Raw genomic sequence first — 18672 nt, forward strand, 5'->3', positions numbered from 1 at the left:
GGCGAAAGGACTACGGCTCGACCCCGAAAATGGATGTCTATCTTCCCATCGCGAATCTCTCGGTCAACGGGCTGGTCATCGTCGCGCTCGGCGCGCTGACGGGGATCTTGTCGGGCCTGTTTGGGGTCGGCGGCGGGTTCCTCACCACGCCGCTGCTGATTTTCTACGGCATACCGCCGACCGTTGCCGCCGCATCCGCCGCAACCCAGGTGACCGGGGCCAGCGTTTCCGGGGTGCTCGCGCACAACCGGCGCGGCGGGGTCGATTACCGGATGGGCGGCGTGCTGGTGGTGGGCGGCATCTTCGGCGCGCTGATCGGTGCCGCCCTGTTCAGCTTCTTCCAGTCGATCGGTCAGATCGATGTGGTCATCAACATCCTCTACGTCTTCATGCTTGGCTCGATCGGTGCGCTGATGATGCGCGAGGCGCTGGCTGCGCTGAACATCCGCCAGTCCAAGGGCCTCAAACGTGCGGCCAAGCGGCGCCACCACCCGCTGGTCGCCGCGCTGCCCTATCGCTGGCGTTTCTATCGCTCGGGGCTGTACATCTCCCCGCTCGCGCCGCTGATTCTGGGCACCGGCGTGGGCATCCTGACCATGCTGATGGGCGTTGGCGGCGGCTTCATGCTGGTGCCGGCGATGCTCTATATCCTCGGGATGAGCGGCAAGGTCGTGGTCGGCACCTCGCTGTTCAACATTCTGTTCGTCACTATGGCATCGACCATGACTCATGCGCTGACGACCAAGGCGGTCGACCTCGTGCTGGCGGCGCTGCTGCTGGTCGGCTCCGTCCTCGGCGCGCAGTTCGGCACGAGGATCGCGTTGAAGCTGAAACCAGACTGGCTGCGTCTTGCGCTGGCGACGATCGTGCTGCTGGTCGCGCTGAGGATGCTGTTCGGTCTCAGCATCCAGCCGGACGAGGTGTATTCGGTGGTCAATCTGTGACGATGACCGCGCCCTGGCGTTTCGCCTTTGCGATCATGTGCCTGTTTGCGCTGTGCGGCCAGAGCAATGGTTCGCCCGACCCGGTGCTGGTGCCCGAAGTGTCGCAAAGGGAAGTCCAGGTGCGGCAAGGCTTCACCGGCACTGACCTGCTGCTGTTCGGCGCTGTGATCGACCCCACGGGCCGCGAGAAGGACTTCGACGTGATCGTGGTGCTGAAGGGGCCGAGCCAGTCGATCCGCCTGCGTGAGAAACGCCAGATCGGCGGCATCTGGATGAATGCGGAAAGCACCGCGTTCCGCTCCGCCCCCAGCTATTTCGCAGTCGCATCCAGCCGCCCGATCGACCAGATCGTGGATGAGAAGACTGCGGCAATCTTCGAGTTCGGGACCGAGTTCATCCAGCTCAGCCCGGCCGGTTCGATCGACCCGGAAGAGCAGGCGCGCTTTCGCGCCGGGCTGGTCGACCTGAGGGAGCGGCAGGGCCTCTATCGCACGATCGAGGATGGCGTGCAGGTTCGCGAAGGCGTCCTGTATCAGGCGCGGATCGGCCTGCCGTCCAATGTTCAGACCGGGCAGTACACGGCGGAAACCTTCGCGGTTCGCGACGGGCGCGTACTCGCCAGCGCGGTGGCGGAGGTCTCGGTGCGCAAGGTCGGGTTCGAGCGGTTTGTGGAGGTCTTCGCCGACCGCGAACCTCTGTTCTACGGTCTTGTCGCGATCGCGCTGTCGCTGTTCATGGGCTGGCTCGCAGGGCGACTGTTCAACAGGTCGTAATCCTCTTCCCGATGATTTTGACCGGTTTTTAACCCTGCCGCGGTTACCGCAAGCGCTGGTTCCAAGCGGACGGAGCCACGCAAAAAGGGCGGGATATTCACGATGACGGATCTCGGGGGTCTTGATTTCAAGGGGCGTGCCGATCTGGCCGCGCCGGTCGACCACGACGATACCGCGCATGCGCCGACGGCCAACAACGCGCTCCAGCCGATGGGTGTGGTCCTCGACGTATCGGGCGCCGGCGCGATCGTCGCGCTCGATCCAGAACGGCTGTCCGAATGCGCGCAGGACACCGATCCCGCGATCATCGCCTCGGGCCAAGTCGGCAGCCAGGTGAAGATTCGCGCGGGCGAGAACTGGCTGCTCGCCACCATTCGCAGCCAGCGCCGCGACCGGCGCGGTACCGGCGGCATCATCGCGGAGATCGACTTTCTCGGCGAAGGCCGGGAAGAGAAGCTGACCGGGCGGATCCACGGCTTCCGTCGCGGCATCACGCGCTATCCGGTGCCGGGCGGGATGGTCTTTCCCGCCAGCACCAGCGATCTGCGGCACATTTTCGCGAGCGATGGACGCTCCTATATCGAAGTGGGCACGGTGTTCCCCACGCGCGACATTCGCGCCGGGCTCTATATCGACACGCTGCTGGGCAAGCACTTCGCGCTGCTGGGTTCGACGGGCACGGGCAAGTCGACCGCCACCGCGCTGATCCTGCACCGCATCTGCGAAGCGGCGCCGCAGGGCCATGTGATCATGGTCGATCCGCACGGCGAATATGCGAGCGCGTTCAAGGAGAACGGCGCGACGCTGGATGTGAGCAACCTCAAGATGCCGTACTGGCTCATGAACTTCGAGGAACATTGCGAAATCCTGCTCACCAGTCGCGGGAACGAGCGGCAGGGGGATGCGGACATCCTTGCAAAGTGCCTGCTCGCCGCGCGGCTCAAGAACCGGATGGCCGAAGACCTCGGCAAGATCACCGTCGATTCCCCGGTGCCATACATGCTCTCGGACCTCAGCGCCGCGCTCAACAAGGAGATGGGAGAGCTCGAGAAGGCTTCGGGCACCGCGCCCTACATGCGGATCAAGGCCAAGCTGGACGAGGTGAAGTCCGATCCGCGCTACCGCTTCCTGTTCTCCGGCATGCTGGTGGGCGACACGATGGCGGAGTTCCTCTCGCGCATCTTCCGCCTGCCGACCGATGGCAAGCCGATCTGCGTGATCGACGTCTCCGGCGTGCCGTCCGACATCACCAGCACCGTGGTTGCGGTGCTGAGCCGGCTGGTGTTCGACTATGCCGTGTGGGCGCGCGAGGAGCGCACCCGCCCGATCCTGCTGGTGTGTGAAGAGGCGCACCGGTACGTGCCGAACGAGAAGAACTTCGACAATTCCTCGGTCGGCAAGGTGCTCAGCCGGATTGCCAAGGAAGGGCGCAAGTACGGCGTCGCGCTGGGCCTCATCACGCAGCGCCCGTCGGACCTCGCCGAGGGCGTGCTGTCGCAATGCGGCACGATCATCTCCATGCGGCTCAACAACGAGCGCGACCAGGCCTTCGTCAAGGCCGCGATGCCCGAAGGGGCGCGCGGCTTCCTCGATGCGATCCCCGCGTTGCGCAACCGCGAGTGCATCATCTGCGGCGAGGGCGTGACGATCCCCATCCGCGCCGCGTTCGATACGCTGGAGGAGCACCGCCGCCCCGCCTCGGAAGACCCCAGCTTCAGCGCGCTGTGGAGCGAATCCGGCGGCGAGGAAGAGGCGATCGAGCGGGTCGTGCGCCGGTGGAGATCGCACGCGTAGCTCTTGGGGTTCGCTGGCGCGAACCGGTCGCCACCCGCCCCGCCCCCCCACCCGGCCACCAAGGGTACACCCATCATGTGGTGGCCGGGTGGGGAGGCGGGGCGGGCGGTCTGCACCAACACACTACGTGCCCCGCGTATCGCCGAACAGATGAATATGCAGCCGGTCGGATAGGCGGTAGCCGTGTTCGAGGCACAGCGGCACCAGCCAGTCCTGCCGCGCGCGCAGCGTCGCGCCGTCGGTGCCTTCGGCCATCACGAACACGCGGCCGCGGGGTAGGGCATTGGCCCGCACGACCTCGCGCACTTCCTCGACATCGGCAGGTTCTGCGACCACGAACTTGAAGAACGCGCGCCCGTCGCTGGCGTAGCGGCGCAGCACTGCGGGGACGATCGCCAGTTCGCGGGCATTGCCCGAGTGGGTGAGCTTGGGGCTGATATTGAACTGGTCGACCCACACTTCGAGCTTGGGCGGGGGGAAGGCAGTGCCGTTGGTCTCTATCTCCACGGTCACGTCGGGCAGCAGCGCGAGTAGCTGCGCCAGGGCGGGGGCCTGCAACATCGGCTCTCCCCCGGTCACTACCAGCCGCCGCTGGCCTAGCGCCGCGATCCGCGCGGCGACATCCTCCACCTCCAGCGTCACCTGATTGGCCTTGCGATCGAAGGTCTGGCCCGAGCGATGGGGCCGCTCGTCACCCGCAAAGTGCCAGGTATAGGCGGTATCGCACCACACGCAGGCAAGGTTGCAGCGCGACAGGCGCACGAAGGCGGTCGGTTCGCCCGCGCTCGGCCCTTCGCCCTGTACCGAGGCGAAGATCTCCGGCCCGCCGGTGTCGTCGGTGGCGAGAACGAGGCTCATCGCGTTGTAGGGTTCCTGACACACCTGACACACAGTCCAGGGGTTGAAAAACTGCCCCCTTTGTGGGCGCACGCAACACGGATGCCGGTGGTGGAGGGAAGGGCGATCATCGGTCGGTCTTGCCAGAAATCAGGGCAGTAGGAAATCGCGCGGCAGTCGGTGGGGTACAGATGCTGCCCGCCCGCAACATCAGTCCCATTGGGCGGGGTCCAGCGCGAGCAGCCTTGCCAGCTGCTCGTACAGCGCCGGCATCTGGTCGCGCATCGCGAGAGGTCGCTCGAAGAAGGTGACGATCGCTTCGGCGAAAAACTCCTGATGGCTGGTCGCGCCATAGGGGTCGATCAGAGTGGATTGCCCATTCTCGACACGCCGGACTTGGTCCTGAAAGGCGTCGAGCATGGCCTTTTCCCAACCCGCATAGGCCTGCCCCTTGCGCAGCAGCGGGATGCCGTTGGTGTGGCCCGAGAGGCCATCCAGCTGGTGCGCGAATTCGTGGATCACCACATTATGCCCGTCCTCGGCATCCAGACCGCCCTGCAGCGCGTGGTCCCATGCCAGGATTACCGGGCCACGGGCCCAGCTTTCACCCAGCGTCGCGTGCGTGTTCTCGTGCACGAACTGGCCGTCATGCGTGTCGCGGTTGGTGAGGAAGGCCGACGGGTAGATCAGCACGTTCCTGAGCGTATCGTACCAGACCGGGCTGTTGACGATCAGCAGGCAGGCCTGCGCCGCAATGGACAGCCGCATGTCGTCACTGACTTCGAGCCCGTTCTGGCCGCGGAAGGTGATCTGATCGAGGAAGAGATTGATCTTCCCCTCCAGCGCGGCCCGCGTGGGTTCGGGCAGGCGACGCACAAGCGGCACCAGCCTCTCGACCGTCGCGCGCTGCTCCGCCGATAGCGCGGACGCCAGCAACGCCCTGCGCCTGCGCCGCTTCGCGTAACCTCGGTAAAGCACGAAAGCGGCACCGAGCAGCGCAATGCCGAGAATGATCCAGGGCGTCATTGGGCAGAAGTAGGATCGCTCTCACGGTTTTCGTAGAGGGCGATCCTCCGACTTACCCCAGTCTTGCCAGTGCAGCGCGCAGCCGGTCGATCTCGCTGGCGTGGAAGGCCGCGTCCGCTTTCGCCTTCTCCACCGCTTCCGGCTTGGCCTTTTCGACGAAGGAGGGGTTGGACAGACGCTTGTCGAGCGAGCCGAACTCCTTCTGGCTCGCCTCCATCGCCTTGGTCAGACGCGCCTTTTCCGCCTCGACATCGACGTGGCCTTCCAGCGGGATGATGAACGCATCCTCGCCCGCCGCGACCTGCATCGCCGGACCTGCGGGAGCTTCCTCGCCCAGATGCAGCGGGGTGAGGCGGGCAAGGCGCTCGATCGCCGCCGCGCTGCGCTCGACCACGCGGGTCGCCAGCGGGGAGGGGGCGGGCAGCCATGCCTCCAGCTTCGCGCCCGGGGCAATGCCCAGCTCGCTCTTGGCTCCGCGGACTGCGGTGGTCAGCGCGATGACCCAGTCGATCGCGGCGACAGCATCGGCGTCGACCTCGGCCTGCGGATCGGGCCATGCGGCCAGCATCAGCTCGTAGGGGCGCTCGCCGCCCTGGAACTGCGCCTGAGCATGCCACAGCTCCTCGGTGACGAAGGGCATGAAGGGGTGCAGCATGACCAGGATCTGGTCGATCGCCCACCCGGCAACCGCGCGGGTTTCCTGCGCCGGCGGGCTGTCCGCATCCGCGGCGTCGCCGGCGAAGACTGGTTTGATCAGCTCCAGATACCAGTCGCAGAAGCGATCCCACACGAAGTGGTAGATCGCGTTGGCGGCGGCATCGAAGCGCAGGTCGGCCAGCGCCTTCTCGATCGTCGCCTTGGTCTCGATCACCTCGCCGATGATCCACGAATTGACCGCGAGGCGGGCTTCGGGCGCGGCGATGGACTGCGACGCGCCGATGCCGTTGGTCTGGCAGTAGCGGACTGCGTTCCACAGCTTGGTGGCGAAGTTGCGATACCCCTCGACCCGCTTCTCATCCATCTTGATGTCGCGGCCCTGGCTTTCCATCGCCGCCATGAAGAAGCGCAGCGCATCCGCGCCGTACTGGTCGATCAGGATCAGCGGATCGACCACGTTGCCCTTCGACTTGCTCATCTTGGAGCCGTCGGCGGCGCGCACGAGGCCGTGGAGGTACAGCTTCTCCCACGGCTTCTGTCCGGTGTTGAAATAGCCCGCCATCAGCATCCGCGCGTCCCAAAAGAACAGGATGTCGAAGCCCGAGATCAGCAGCGAGTTGGGATAGTGCTTTTCGAGCAGGTCGGTCTTTTCCGGCCAGCCGAGCGTGGCGAAGGGCCACAGGGCGCTGGAGAACCACGTGTCGAGAACGTCGTCGTCCTGAACCAGGCTGACGCCCGGCCCGGCGAGGCTTTGCGCCGCGTCGGCATCCTCGGCCACGATCACGCGGCCATCGTCGGCGTACCATGCCGGAATGCGGTGCCCCCACCACAGCTGGCGCGAAACGCACCACGGCTGGATGTTCTCCATCCAGTTGAAGAAGGTCTTCTCCCAGGTCTTGGGGACGATCTCGACCTCGCCGCTACGCACCGCCTCGATCGGCTTCACCGCGAGCTTTTCGGCGTCGACATACCACTGGTCGGTCAACCACGGCTCGATCACCACGCCGCCGCGATCACCGAAAGGCGTCGCGATCTGGCGCGGTTCAGCGTCGTGCTCGACTTCCTCGCCCTTCTTGGTCCTGGCGATGTGCGGGATCAGGTAGCCGTCGGCCTTGAGCCGCGCGACGACGGCTTCGCGCGCGCCGTTCAGTTCGTCGCGGCGGAAGCGGTGGAGGCCGATGAACTCCTCGGGCACCAGCCCGTCGGCTGTCTGCACGACATCGCCGTTCTGATCGAGCATGTTGAGCATCTCGGCGGGCTTGAACCCGGCGCGCTTGCCGACCTCGAAATCGTTGAAGTCGTGCCCCGGGGTGATCTTCACCGCGCCCGAACCCAGTTCGGGGTCGGCATGCTCGTCCGCCACGATGGGGATGCGGCGCCCGGTGATCGGCAGGATCACATGCTTGCCAACGACCGATGCGTAGCGCTCGTCGGTCGGATGAACCGCCACGGCCATGTCGGCCAGCATCGTTTCGGGGCGGGTGGTGGCGACCTCGATATAGTCACGACCATCGGCCAGAGTTACGCCCTCTTCCAGCGGATAGCGGAAGTGCCAGAAGCTGCCGGCGATCGTCTGCTGCTCGACTTCGAGGTCCGAAATCGCGGTCTTCAGCTTCGGGTCCCAGTTCACCAGCCGCTTGTCGCGGTAGATCAGCCCGTCGTTGTACAGGTCGACGAACACCTTGGTGACGGCTTTGCTGAAATGCTCGTCCATCGTGAATTGTTCACGCGACCAGTCCATCGAGCAGCCCAGGCGGCGCAGCTGGCCCGTAATGGCACCGCCGCTTTCGGCCTTCCACTCCCACACCTTCTGGATGAAGTCCTCGCGGGAGTAGTTGGTGCGCTTGTCCTGCTTCGCTTCCAGCTGCCGCTCGACCACCATCTGCGTGGCGATACCGGCATGGTCCATGCCGACCACCCACAGCGCATCCTTGCCGCGCAGCCGTTCGTAACGGACGACGATGTCCTGCAAGGTGTTGTCGAGCGCGTGGCCGATATGCAGGCTGCCGGTGACGTTGGGCGGCGGGTTGACGATGGTGAAGGGTTCCGCATCCGGGCGTTCGGGCCGGAAGCAGCCATTCTGTTCCCAATGCGCGTACCAGCGCGCTTCGATGTCGGCGGGGTCGAAGGTGGTCGAGAGCGTGTTCGTCATGGTGTGTGCCATAAGCAGCGCGAGACGCGATTGTCACCACACGGCTTGTGATCATAACGCTTTGCCCGCATAGCGTTGCCCGATGGCGACCGAGGCGGACTATACTCTGGACAAGGGGGATGGGGGGCGCACGGTCCTGCGGCTCAAAGGCCCGTACCTGCTTTCCACCATCGCCAATGTCGACCGCGGCCTGCGCAAGCTGGACGATGATATCGACGTGATCGACCTTGCCGAGGTGAGCGAGATCGACACTGTCGGTGCCTGGTTCGCCTGCACGCTGGCGCGCAATCACTCCGCCTCGATCGAAAATGCCAGCGAACGGGCCGACCGCCTGCTGACAGCGGTGGGCGAGAGCGCCAACAGCTCCGATGTCTCCGCCCCGCGGCTGCCGCTGCTGACGCGCGCGCCCGAAGCAATGGGCGAAAAAGTGTTCGAAGCCGGGCGCGGGATCGTCAGCGTGGTCGGCTTTTTCGGACAGATACTGGCGGGCGCGGCCTCGCTGATTCGCCATCCGCGCCGGTTCCGCCATCGCGCGATGGTGCATCAGTTCGAATCGGTCGGCGTCAACGCGCTGCCCATCATCGGCTTGATGAGCTTCCTGATCGGGATCGTCATCGCGCAGCAGGGCGCGGTGCAGCTGCAGGCCTTCGGGGCCGAGGCGCTGACGGTGAACCTGGTCGGCCGAATCACCTTGCGCGAACTGGGCGTGCTGATGACCGCAATCATGGTCGCGGGCCGATCCGGATCGGCCTTCGCGGCGCAGATCGGCACGATGAAACTGACCGAAGAGATCGACGCGATGCGCACGATCGGCATCTCGCCGGTCGAGGTGCTGGTGATCCCGCGGCTGGTCGCCTGCGTGTTCATGATGATCCTGCTGGGCTTCTATGCCTCGTGCATGGCGATCATCGGCGGGGCGGTGGTGTCCGACGTGATGCTGGGCATTCCCTTCTGGACCTTCCTGATGCGCATCCACGAGGTCGTGCCGGCCCACGATGTGTGGGTGGGGATGATCAAGGCCCCGGTGTTCGGCCTGATCGTCGGCATGTCGGGCTGCTATCAGGGGATGCAGGTGCGCGGCAATTCCGAGGAAGTCGGGCTGCGCACGACCAAGGCGGTGGTCCAGGCGATCTTCACGGTCATCGTGCTCGACGCATTCTTTGCGGTGTTCTTCACCGGGATCGGCTGGGGATGAACACTATCGTCAACGAGATTTTCGGCGAGGAAAAGCCTGAGCGGCACGAGCGGTTTCAGGGCGAGTACCCTGTGCGTGTGCGCGGGCTGGTCAATTCCTTCGGTGATCAGGTGATCCACGAAGACCTCGATCTGGATGTGAAGCGCGGGGAGATTCTCGGCGTGGTCGGCGGGTCGGGCACGGGGAAGTCCGTGCTGATGCGCTCGATCATCGGCCTCCAGCAGCCCGACGATGGGCACATCGAGGTCTTCGGCCAGTCGATGACCGACGCCGAACCGGACGAGGCGCTGGGCGTACGCAACCGCTGGGGCGTGCTGTTCCAAGGCGGGGCACTGTTCTCCACCCTGACCGTGGGCGAGAACGTGGAAGTGCCGATCACGCAGTTCTACCCCGACCTCGACGCTGAGATCGCCCGCGAGATCGCGCGCTACAAGGTCGTCATGTCGGGCCTGCCCGAGGAAGCGACCTCCAAGTTCCCGTCCGAACTTTCCGGCGGGATGAAGAAGCGCGCCGGGCTCGCCCGCGCGCTCGCGATCGATCCGGAACTGCTGTTTCTGGACGAACCGACCGCCGGGCTCGATCCGATCGGCGCCTCTGCCTTCGACGAGCTGCTGCGCGGGCTGAAGGAAACGCTGGGGCTGACCGTGTTCCTGATCACCCACGACCTCGATACCCTGTTCGCGATCTGCGACCGGGTCGCGGTGCTGGCCGACAAGAAGGTGATTGCGGTGGGCACGATCCCCGAACTTCTGGAAATGGACCATCCTTGGATTCAGGAATACTTCAACGGCCCGCGCGGGCGTGCGGCGCAGGGGAAGCCGGTGGATGGTTAGCGCGATGGACAAGCCCGTCCATTCGCGGGCATAGGGACGCACATGGAAACAAGAGCCAACCATGTCTGGGTGGGTGCGGTCACGCTCCTCTTGCTCGCCGCGCTTGCGCTGTTCATCGTGTGGATCGCGGGACTGGGCGAGAACGACCGCAAGGAATACGACATCTTCTTCAAGCAGTCGGTCGCCGGGCTTGCCAATGGCAGCTCCGTCTCCTTCGCCGGGGTGCCGGTGGGGCAGGTGCGCGACATCTCGCTGTGGGAGACCGATCCCGAATTCGTCCGCGTGCGCATCGCGGTAAAGCCCGAAGTGCCCGTGCTGGTCGGCACGACCGCCACCGTGCAGAGCTCTTTCACCGGGGTTTCGACCATCCTGCTGGACGGCGCGCGCAAGGGCCGCCCGCCGATCACCTGCGAAACCACCGCGTGCCCCGAAGGCGCGCCGGTGATTCCGCCCAAGGCCGGCGGGTTCGGCGAAATCCTCGCCAATGCGCCATTGCTGCTGGAGCGCCTGTCGACTCTGACCGAGCGGCTGACCATGCTGCTGTCGGACGACAACCAGCGCGAACTTTCGGGCATCCTGCGCAACACCAACCGGGTGACTGCGGATGTCGCGGACGCCACGCCGCAGCTCAAGGGCGCGCTTGCCGAGATGCAGATCACCCTTCGCGAGGCGAGCGAAGCGCTCGATTCCTTCGAACGGACGACCAATTCGGCGAACGAACTGCTCAACAACGAGGGCGAATCGCTGGCCAAGGAGCTGCGCGGGACGCTGCAGAAAGCCAATCAGGCGGCCGACACGCTCAACCAGACGCTCGAACAGGCGCAGCCTGCGGTCCGCTCGCTCAACGAAAAGACCCTGCCGAGTGCGAATGCCACGCTGGAAGACCTGCAGGCGACCAGCCGTTCGCTGCGCAGCCTGACCCAGCGGATCGAGGACAAGGGCGCGTCCGACCTGATCAACTCGCCCAAGCTGCCCGATTACGAACCGGAGGATTGATCGACGTGCCCGCAACCCGCATGCCTCGCATGGCCAGCCTGCGCCTTTCGATCCTGGCCACCGCCACGCTCGCGCTGGGCGGCTGCATCAGCTTCGGCGAAGACCCGCCGCCCGCGCTGCTCACCCTGACGCCGTCGGTCCAGATCGCCGAGGGCGCCGGGCCGGGAGGCGAGGCGAGCGGCGTGCTGACCGTGCGCCAGCCGGAGGTGCCGGGCAGCCTGTCCGTCACCCGCGTGCCGGTGCAGGTCGATCCCTCGACCATCGCCTATCTGAAGGATGCGGTGTGGGTCGACCGGCCCAGCAAGCTGTTCCAGAACCTGCTCGTCACCACGATCCGCGAGCGGACCGGGCGACTGGTGCTGGACGATGTCGAAAGCCGCGCCGCGTCGGACAGCGTGCTGCGCGGAACCCTGCGCGAATTCGGCTATGATGCGCGCAGTGGCGCGGTGGTGGTCACCTACGACGCGATCCGCGAGAATGGCGGGAAACTGCAGACCCGCCGCTTCACCGCGCGCGTGCCCGGCGTTCCTGCAGAGGCTTCGCCGGTCGGCGTTGCGCTGAACGATGCGGCCAACCAGGTCGCGATCGACGTGGCCGACTGGATCGGTCGCTAGGGCGCGGGAGTACCCGCAGACACCCGCGCTATTCAGGAAGGGAAGGGCACCTAGTCCTTTGCGCGGGCGGCTCGCGCGAAGGCCAGCGCCTTGGTGAACTCGGCTTCGCGTTCGTTGCGGCGCGACAGCGCCTCTTCGTCGAAGCCCCAGCGTTCTGCCTGCCAGTCCTGTTCGAGGTTGGCCGCGCCCCATAGCGCCTGCGGGTCTGCATCCTCGTCCAGCCCGGCGAGCGCGATGCACAGTGACGCGGCGAGCGATGCGGCAATGTCCAGCCCGACCAGCGCGAAGGCGTTCTCCGTTTCGAGACGACTGCGGATCGCAGCGAGGCTCTGCTCTGACTGAGGGCGGTGGAGGATGCCGTGGGTGCGGGTCAGCTGTATGCCCAGATCGGCCTCGATCCTCCCGATGATCGGCTCCCACACCTCGGCCTGCCGGTGTGCTATCGCCTCGTCAGGTTCCGCGCGATAGCAGAGCGTGTCGCCATCGGCGAAGCCCAGCAGGCGGGTGATTATCGGTTCGGGTGCTGCGCGCGCGGCATCGATCGCGCGATCGGCCAGATCGCGCAGCGGCAGGTCTTCCGGGGCGAATTCCTCGCCCGTTGCGGCCCACTCTGCGCGCAGAAGCTCGCCGAGTGCGCGGGTCGGCACCACCTGCGGCGCACCGCCGCGCGTCTTTACCGCGCGTTCGTCCAGCCAGACCTGCCAGCCGCCCTCGACCGCGCGCAGCGTCGCCTCTTTCCAGAATCGCTTCACGGGTTCTGCCGCTTCCAGTGCTTGGCGAGCAGGACGGGCACGATGAAGAACAGCAGCGGCCCGGCGACGAACAGGATCGGGCCGAATGCGCCGCCCTCGATCCGGTCCGCGACCATCATCGCGCCGGTGAAGGTGACGAAGATGCCCGCCAGCCGGATGAATTGCAGCAGCCAGTAACGGCGCGCGGCGCGTTCCTCCCCAGAGTGGTCGGGCGCACGTTCGGGGGCATTATCGGGCAAGGATCAACTCCGTCAGCTGGCTGGGCGCATCGGCCACCGAGACCGCGCCGGCGCGCAGCAGCTCGGCAGGCTCGTGGTAGCCCCAGGCGACGCCGATCGGCGCTACGCCCGCGCATTTCGCCATGTCGATATCGAAGGAGGTGTCGCCGATCATCACCGCATCGCTCGCCTGCGCACCGCATTCGACCAGCGCCGCCTCCAGCATCGCGGGATGCGGCTTGGACGGGTGGCGATCGGCGGTCTGCAGGCTTTCGAACAGGTCGGACAGGTCGTTGGCGGCGAGGGTGGCGATCAGCCCGCGATCCGATTTGCCGGTCGCGACCGCAAGGCTCCACCCCGCATCGCGCAAGGCGTGCAGCGTCTCGCGAATGCCGGGGTAGAGCGGTTCGCGCAGGGCACCGCTTTCCCGCGTCGCGCGAAAGCTGGCCTTGTAGGCCTCGACCACTTCCAGCGTCGTCTCGTGCTCCGCATCGGGGACCAGCTGGCGCACCGCCTGCAGCAGGCTGAGGCCGACGATCCGCCGTACCGCGTTGCGATCCGGCTGCGGCAGGCCGACCTCAGCAAAAGCAACCTCCATCGAATCGCACACCGCCGCCTGCCCGTCGACCAGCGTGCCGTCGCAATCGAACACCGCGAGCCGCACGCTCATGCGCCGAGGCTCCGCATCAGCGCGGCGAGGGCGGGCCGGCCGGCGGCCTCCTGCCCATCGGCAATTCGCGCGCGTTCTTGGGGGCTCTTCTTCTGCGACAGCTTGAGGGTGGGGCGCCAGGCCTGCACTTCCATCTCGAACCCGGCGATCCCGCGGAACAGCCCGCCCCAAGTCGCCTCGCTCGTTTCCTCCGCCCGCCAGGGCTCGCCCTCGATCCGTGCCTCGTGCTTGGCGATCGCGGCGTGGAGGAAGGCTTCCAGCCCCTCGTCCGCCATCCGCCGCACGCGGCCTTCCAGCTCCAGCGCGACGTAGTCCCATGTAGGCACCGTATCGCGGTTGTCGTACCAGCGGGGAGAAACGTAGGCGTCCGGCCCGTTCAGCGTGATCAGCGCGGTCGCGCCGTTGAGATGGCGGGTCAGCGCATTGCCGCGTGCGAGGTGGAACTGGACCGCACCGTCTCCGGTCGAGAGCAGCGGCGTGTGCGCCACGCGCGGGCCATCCGGCGTGGTCAGGAATACCATCCCGAAGCCGATCTGGTCGATCAGCGTTTCGAACAGCTGGCGATCATCGGACCGGAACAGCGGGTTGGGGTGCATCAGCGCTTGCCCCCACCTTTGCCCTTCGGCTTGGCGCGCGCCTTGCTCTTGGCGGTCGCCTTGGAGACGGTGCGCGAGCGGCGTTCGCCCCGGCGCGCCTTGCGGTACTGCTTGGCGTGCTGCTTCGCGTCCTGCTTCTTCTCCGCCTTGGTCTTGGGCGGGGCCTCTTCGCGCAGCGGCTGCGCATCGCTCAGTGAGAGGTCGAAGCCCATCTGCTCCATCGTCGCGGCGAAGTGCTCGGGCAGTTCGGCGGTGACGTCCAGCTGGCCGCCGCCGGGCTGGCTGATGATCAGGCGGCGCGCGTGGAGGTGCATCTTGCGGCTGACGCTGCCGGTCAGGAAGGCTTCCTGTCCGCCATACTTGCCATCGCCCACGATCGGGTGGCCCATCGCCGCGCAATGCACGCGCAGCTGGTGGGTGCGGCCGGTCAGCGGTTCGAGTTCGAGCCAGGCGGCGCGGTTGCCCGCCCGCTCGACCACGCGGTAGCGCGTCTTGGCCGGTTGTCCGCCTTCCGTGTCGACATGCATCTTCTCGCCGCCGGTGCCCGGCTGCTTGGCGAGTGGGGCGTCGATCTCACCCACGTGCTGTTCGGGCACGCCGACCACCAGCGCCCAGTAGACCTTCTTCGCACTGCGACCCGCGAACCGCTTGCTGAACGCCGCCGCGCTCCCGGGCGTGCGCGCGATCAGCAGGACGCCGGAGGTATCCTTGTCGAGCCGGTGGACGAGGCGAGGGCGAGGGCCGTCACCCTCGACGAAGGCGTCGAGCAGGCCGTCGACATGGCTGAAGGTCTTGCTGCCGCCCTGCGTTGCAAGGCCCGGAGGCTTGTTGAGCACGATCGCGTTCGGCGTCTCCTTGATCACCATCGCGCGTGCCTGCGCCTTCTGGTCCTCGGTCAGCTCGCGGCGGCGGGGCGGGGTCTTCGCGCGCGCCGGATTGCCCGGGGGGATGCGCAGTACCTGCCCCTGGGTGAGCCGGTCGTCGGGCTTTGCCCGCGCGCCGTCGACCCGGATCTGCCCGGTCCGCGCCCAGCGCGCGACGGTGGCGAAGCCGACTTCGGGCAGGTGACGCTTGAACCAGCGGTCCAGCCGCACGCCCTCGTCATCCTCGGCCACGGTGTATTGCCGGACCTCTCCCTTTTCGGGGCGCTTTTCATTTTCCGGCATTGATCAGAACACTCGTGTGATGGTGAGGCCGCAAACCAGCGCGGCGATCGACAGGACGACCGAGGCAGCGATGTATAGCAGCGCAATGCCCAGCTGGCCGTCCTCGATCAGCAGCCAGGTTTCCAAGCTGAAGGAGGAAAAGGTGGTGAACCCGCCGAGCAGGCCGACGCCCAGCATCAGCCGGGCAGGCTCTTCGAAATCGCCGCCCAGTCCGCGTGCGAGGCACCCGACCAGCAGCCCCATGCCGAGCCCGCCGATGCCATTGGCAGCAAAAGTCGGCCAGGGGAAGCCACCGACCGGCTGGATCGAGAGCAGCGCGGTCATTGCGCGGCCCAGCTGGTAGCGCAGCAACGCGCCCATTCCGCCGCCGAATGCGACGCATAAAGAGGCTGTGATGGGGGAAAGACTGGTCATTTTCGCGTGCAACCCTATCTTTGCGCGAGCCCCGCGCCAAGCGGGCACGCGCATGGCAGCACAAATGAAACGCGCAGATGCTTGCGCGAGGGGCCTATTTTGGCTATGTAGCGCCCATTGAAGCTGGCCGCTTCGGCGTTGCCGGCCTCTTCCATGTGACAATTCCGGGCTTTTCGTGCTTCGGCGCGAATCGCAGGGCTATGAACTGAAAGGCGTTTCTTTTTATGCAAATCATCGTTCGCGATAACAATGTCGACCAAGCGCTGCGGGCACTCAAGAAGAAGCTGCAGCGTGAAGGCGTCTATCGCGAGATGAAGCTGCGCCGCCACTACGAAAAGCCGAGCGAAAAGCGCGCCCGTGAAAAGGCTGCCGCCGTTCGCCGCGCTCGCAAGCTCGAGCGTAAGCGCGCAGAGCGCGACGGCCGCTAGGCCCGGTGGGTGCTCTGCATCCGTGCAGCGTGCCCGCCCACAGCATTGAACGCCCAGCCTTGAACTGGTGAACGGCTTGCGCCAGATGGGCGCGAGCCGTTTGGCGTTTGTGCGCGCCATTCATCCAGTATTGCTTCAAACAGCCTTCCAGGATCCGACCAGATGACAGAAATTACGCGCGTCCCCCTCCGCCCGATTGCGAAGGGCTCGCTCGCCAAGCTGTGGATCGGCGTCATCGTCGCAGTCGCCCTGGCGGTGCTGCTCGCGTGGAGCCTTTCGCCCAAGGGTGTCGAACTGACCGTGGTCCAGCCGGGCACCGGCCCCAGCCCGAGCGATGACGACGTGATTTTCGTGAATTATGTCGGCCGCCTCGACGATGGCACCGTGTTCGACGAATCGCGCCCGCTGCCTCTGCCCCCGCAGGCACAGGGCATCTTCCCCGAAGGCAACCCGCTGCCGCTGGGCAACATGATCCCCGGCTTCACCGAAGGCGCGAAGCAGATGCAGAAGGGCGGCAAGTACGAACTGCATATTCCCGCCGACCAGGGCTACGGCGCAGAGCCGCCCGCCGGCGCACCGATCCCGCCCAATGCCGATCTGACCTTCGATGTCGAACTGATCGATTTCATGAGCCGCGAGGAATTCGACCGGCGCGTGGCGATGATCACCGCGCTGATGCAGCAGCAGGGCGCGATGCCGGGCATGGCTCCGGGCGAACTGCCGCCGCCCGACGCAGCGCCGATGCCGGAAGGGGCTGCCCCGCCGCAATAAGGCGGGTATAGAGCCGCTCCTTGATGGGGAGCGGACCATGGTTGACGACAAGACGATGGATGGTGGCGAGGCCGAGCCCGCCACCGCCCGCAACCGGGCCGAATCGCTGTGGCATCTGCGCCCCTGGCTGTTTGCAGGCCTGCTCGGCGTGGCAGGCCTCGCCATCCATCTCCTGCTCCACCATGCAAACGACAGCGGCCCGCGCGTGGCGGGGGCAGCGTTCATCCCTTTCGCCTGTGGAGCCTTCGTCTTCACTGCCGAGCGCGGGCGATACCTCGCCCCTGCGATCTTCTCTGTCGTCACCGGCCTGATCGTCGGCGGGCTGACCTGGCGTGCGGTCGGCGCGGGCAATGATATCGCAGATGGCGGCTATGCGATCGCCGCCGGGGTATTCGCCTGCCTGCTGGCGGTGCCGCTGTTCCAAGCCGATTTCCTCCATCGCCGCCTGCGGACCGATTACAAGGACATCCACTATTTCGTGTGGACCGACGCCATCACCGGCGCGGGTGCACTCGCGTTCTTCCTGATCGCCTGGCTGCTGATCTGGCTGCTCGCATCGCTGTTCGATCTGGTGGGCATTCCCTTGCGCGATCTGGTGCAGCAGGACTGGTTCACCGCGACCTATGCCGGGCTGACGCTGGGCGCGGGGCTGGGCACGCTGCGCAACCAGCTGAAGATCATCGGCACGCTGCAATCCGTCGTGCTGCTGGTCCTCTCGATCCTCGCACTCCCGCTCGCAGTGGCCATCGCCGTGTTCCTCGGCGCGGTGGTCGTCTCGGGACCCAGCGTGCTGTGGAACGCGACCGACAGCGCGACCCCGGTGCTGCTCTCGATCGCGATCGGCGCCTACGTACTCGCCAATGCGGTGCTGCGCGACCGGGATGCGGACATGGTCGGCGGGCCGGTGCTCAAGTGGTCGGGCTATGCGCTGGCGCTCGGCATTCTGCCGCTGACGGTTTTCGCCGCGATCTCCACCGGCGTGCGGATCGACCAGCACGGCCTTTCGCCCGAACGGCTGTGGGCGCTGTGTTCGCTGATCGTCGCGGTCGCATTCGGGCTCGCCTATTTCGTCGACGCGCTGGTGGGTGCGCGGGGAAGCTGGCGCGATCGGTTGCGGGCATCGAACCTGAAGCTGGGGCTGGGGACGGCTTTGTTCGCGCTGTTCCTTGCGCTGCCGGTCCTCAATTTCGGTGCGATCTCGACCAGCGACCAGCTGGCGCGGCTGAAGAGCGGCGCGATTTCGGTGGAGGAGTTCGATTTCTCCGCGCTCAAGTGGGATTTCGGGGAGCCGGGGCGCCGGGCGCTGCAACGGCTCGCGGGGTCTGACAACGAAGCGATAGCAAAGGGTGCGCGGCAGGCTCAGTCGCAGGAGGCGCGGCCCTATCGCTGGGCAGGTGAGAGACAGGCGCCGGAGTCTCTCTCAATCAGTTGGCAGGGCGGGGACGACGCGTTGCAATCTGCCATCGAAGACTATCTGCTAGCCAATCGAAACATGTGCACCTCCGAGTATCCTTGCGCTGCGATCGAAGCGGGCATGCTTCCCTCGGGCGATCGCCTGGTGCTCGTCACTAGCGGCTCCAACCCTGAGTATTTGGGTGTCGCCGAAGGTGGAGACGTCACCCAATATTATGCAAGGCAAGGTCGGTTATTGGAGCAACCCTTCGAAATGGCCGTTGATTTGGACGAACCTGGCCGTGAAGGGCCTCCCGAAGCTGAAATCCGCCCCTTCGAAGGTCGCCAGCTCTATGTCGATGGCGAGCCGGTGGGCGAACCCTTCAAGTGACGTTTTAGGCCGTACTCCCGCTTGATGCTGCGGTGCGGCGCGGCTAACGCAGC

General features: G+C 66.1%; 19 protein-coding genes. 10 read left to right on the forward strand and 9 right to left on the reverse strand.

Features of this window, described 5'->3' with window-relative positions; translation table 11 throughout:
- Positions 1 to 29: 29 nt before the first annotated feature.
- The 3 genes from VO57_007225 (at position 30) to VO57_007235 (ending at position 3511) form a co-directional block, all read left to right on the forward strand.
- The gene (locus VO57_007225; GenBank protein ID XBL71114.1) at positions 30 to 944 is read left to right on the forward strand and encodes a sulfite exporter TauE/SafE family protein; all 915 of its coding nucleotides are present in this window, start codon (positions 30 to 32) and stop codon (positions 942 to 944) included.
- 2 nt (positions 945 to 946) lie between these two features.
- Positions 947 to 1717 (forward strand): TIGR02186 family protein, encoded by a 771-nt coding sequence (locus VO57_007230; GenBank protein ID XBL71115.1) that lies wholly within the window; start codon positions 947 to 949, stop codon positions 1715 to 1717.
- Positions 1718 to 1819: 102 nt separating this feature from the next.
- Complete coding sequence (locus VO57_007235; protein XBL71116.1) at positions 1820 to 3511, forward strand: DUF87 domain-containing protein; 1692 nt, start codon at positions 1820 to 1822, stop codon at positions 3509 to 3511.
- A gap of 123 nt (positions 3512 to 3634) precedes the next feature.
- Here the strand turns inward: VO57_007235 and VO57_007240 are convergent, their stop codons facing one another.
- The 3 genes from VO57_007240 to VO57_007250 form a co-directional block, all read right to left on the reverse strand.
- On the reverse strand, positions 3635 to 4369 hold the full coding sequence (locus tag VO57_007240; GenBank protein XBL71117.1) for a 7-carboxy-7-deazaguanine synthase QueE: 735 nt from the start codon (positions 4367 to 4369) through the stop codon (positions 3635 to 3637).
- 189 nt (positions 4370 to 4558) lie between these two features.
- Entirely contained in the window at positions 4559 to 5374 is an 816-nt protein-coding gene (locus VO57_007245; GenBank protein ID XBL71118.1) for a M90 family metallopeptidase, read from the reverse strand.
- A 52-nt stretch (positions 5375 to 5426) separates the two neighbouring features.
- Positions 5427 to 8183 carry a valine--tRNA ligase gene (locus tag VO57_007250; protein ID XBL71119.1) on the reverse strand — a complete coding sequence of 919 codons (2757 nt, stop codon included), beginning with the start codon at positions 8181 to 8183 and terminating at the stop codon, positions 5427 to 5429.
- A gap of 82 nt (positions 8184 to 8265) precedes the next feature.
- On the opposite strand from VO57_007250, the gene VO57_007255 reads away from it, so the two are divergent.
- Genes VO57_007255 through VO57_007270 form a run of 4 tightly spaced genes read left to right on the forward strand, consistent with a single transcriptional unit; the run spans position 8266 to position 11821 of the window.
- Entirely contained in the window at positions 8266 to 9378 is a 1113-nt protein-coding gene (locus tag VO57_007255; protein ID XBL71120.1) for an ABC transporter permease, read from the forward strand.
- Positions 9375 to 10211 carry an ABC transporter ATP-binding protein gene (locus tag VO57_007260; GenBank protein XBL71121.1) on the forward strand — a complete coding sequence of 279 codons (837 nt, stop codon included), beginning with the start codon at positions 9375 to 9377 and terminating at the stop codon, positions 10209 to 10211. Before VO57_007255 ends, VO57_007260 begins: the two co-directional genes overlap by 4 nt.
- A 42-nt stretch (positions 10212 to 10253) precedes the next feature.
- Entirely contained in the window at positions 10254 to 11207 is a 954-nt protein-coding gene (locus tag VO57_007265; protein XBL71122.1) for an MlaD family protein, read from the forward strand.
- Between the two features lie 20 nt (positions 11208 to 11227).
- Positions 11228 to 11821 (forward strand): ABC-type transport auxiliary lipoprotein family protein, encoded by a 594-nt coding sequence (locus tag VO57_007270; GenBank protein ID XBL71123.1) that lies wholly within the window; start codon positions 11228 to 11230, stop codon positions 11819 to 11821.
- A gap of 50 nt (positions 11822 to 11871) precedes the next feature.
- Here VO57_007270 and VO57_007275 read toward each other — a convergent pair whose 3' ends face one another.
- The 6 genes from VO57_007275 to crcB are packed head-to-tail and all read right to left on the reverse strand — an operon-like array spanning position 11872 to position 15637.
- Entirely contained in the window at positions 11872 to 12573 is a 702-nt protein-coding gene (locus tag VO57_007275; GenBank protein XBL71124.1) for an ATP12 family protein, read from the reverse strand.
- Positions 12570 to 12812, reverse strand: coding sequence for a hypothetical protein (locus VO57_007280; protein XBL71125.1), 243 nt, complete (start codon positions 12810 to 12812; stop codon positions 12570 to 12572). The genes VO57_007275 and VO57_007280 overlap by 4 nt, the downstream gene beginning before the upstream one ends.
- Positions 12802 to 13461 (reverse strand): HAD-IA family hydrolase, encoded by a 660-nt coding sequence (locus VO57_007285; protein XBL71126.1) that lies wholly within the window; start codon positions 13459 to 13461, stop codon positions 12802 to 12804. Before VO57_007285 ends, VO57_007280 begins: the two co-directional genes overlap by 11 nt.
- Entirely contained in the window at positions 13458 to 14057 is a 600-nt protein-coding gene (locus VO57_007290) for an FMN-binding negative transcriptional regulator (GenBank protein XBL71127.1), read from the reverse strand. Before VO57_007290 ends, VO57_007285 begins: the two co-directional genes overlap by 4 nt.
- Entirely contained in the window at positions 14057 to 15223 is a 1167-nt protein-coding gene (locus VO57_007295; GenBank protein ID XBL71128.1) for an RluA family pseudouridine synthase, read from the reverse strand. Before VO57_007295 ends, VO57_007290 begins: the two co-directional genes overlap by 1 nt.
- Positions 15224 to 15226: 3 nt before the next feature.
- Positions 15227 to 15637, reverse strand: a complete 411-nt coding sequence (crcB, locus tag VO57_007300) for a fluoride efflux transporter CrcB (protein XBL71129.1) — start codon at positions 15635 to 15637, stop codon at positions 15227 to 15229.
- 224 nt (positions 15638 to 15861) lie between these two features.
- Here crcB and rpsU point away from each other — a divergent pair, with 224 nt between their 5' ends.
- The 3 genes from rpsU (at position 15862) to VO57_007315 (ending at position 18619) form a co-directional block, all read left to right on the forward strand.
- On the forward strand, positions 15862 to 16065 hold the full coding sequence (gene rpsU / locus VO57_007305) for a 30S ribosomal protein S21 (protein XBL71130.1): 204 nt from the start codon (positions 15862 to 15864) through the stop codon (positions 16063 to 16065).
- A 162-nt stretch (positions 16066 to 16227) separates the two neighbouring features.
- Positions 16228 to 16836 (forward strand): FKBP-type peptidyl-prolyl cis-trans isomerase, encoded by a 609-nt coding sequence (locus VO57_007310; protein XBL71131.1) that lies wholly within the window; start codon positions 16228 to 16230, stop codon positions 16834 to 16836.
- 37 nt (positions 16837 to 16873) lie between these two features.
- Positions 16874 to 18619, forward strand: coding sequence for a DUF4153 domain-containing protein (locus VO57_007315; protein XBL71132.1), 1746 nt, complete (start codon positions 16874 to 16876; stop codon positions 18617 to 18619).
- Positions 18620 to 18672 lie beyond the last annotated feature (53 nt).

Origin of the sequence: Citromicrobium bathyomarinum (genome assembly GCA_001306305.2) — a bacterium.
Classification (GTDB): domain Bacteria; phylum Pseudomonadota; class Alphaproteobacteria; order Sphingomonadales; family Sphingomonadaceae; genus Alteriqipengyuania; species Alteriqipengyuania bathyomarina.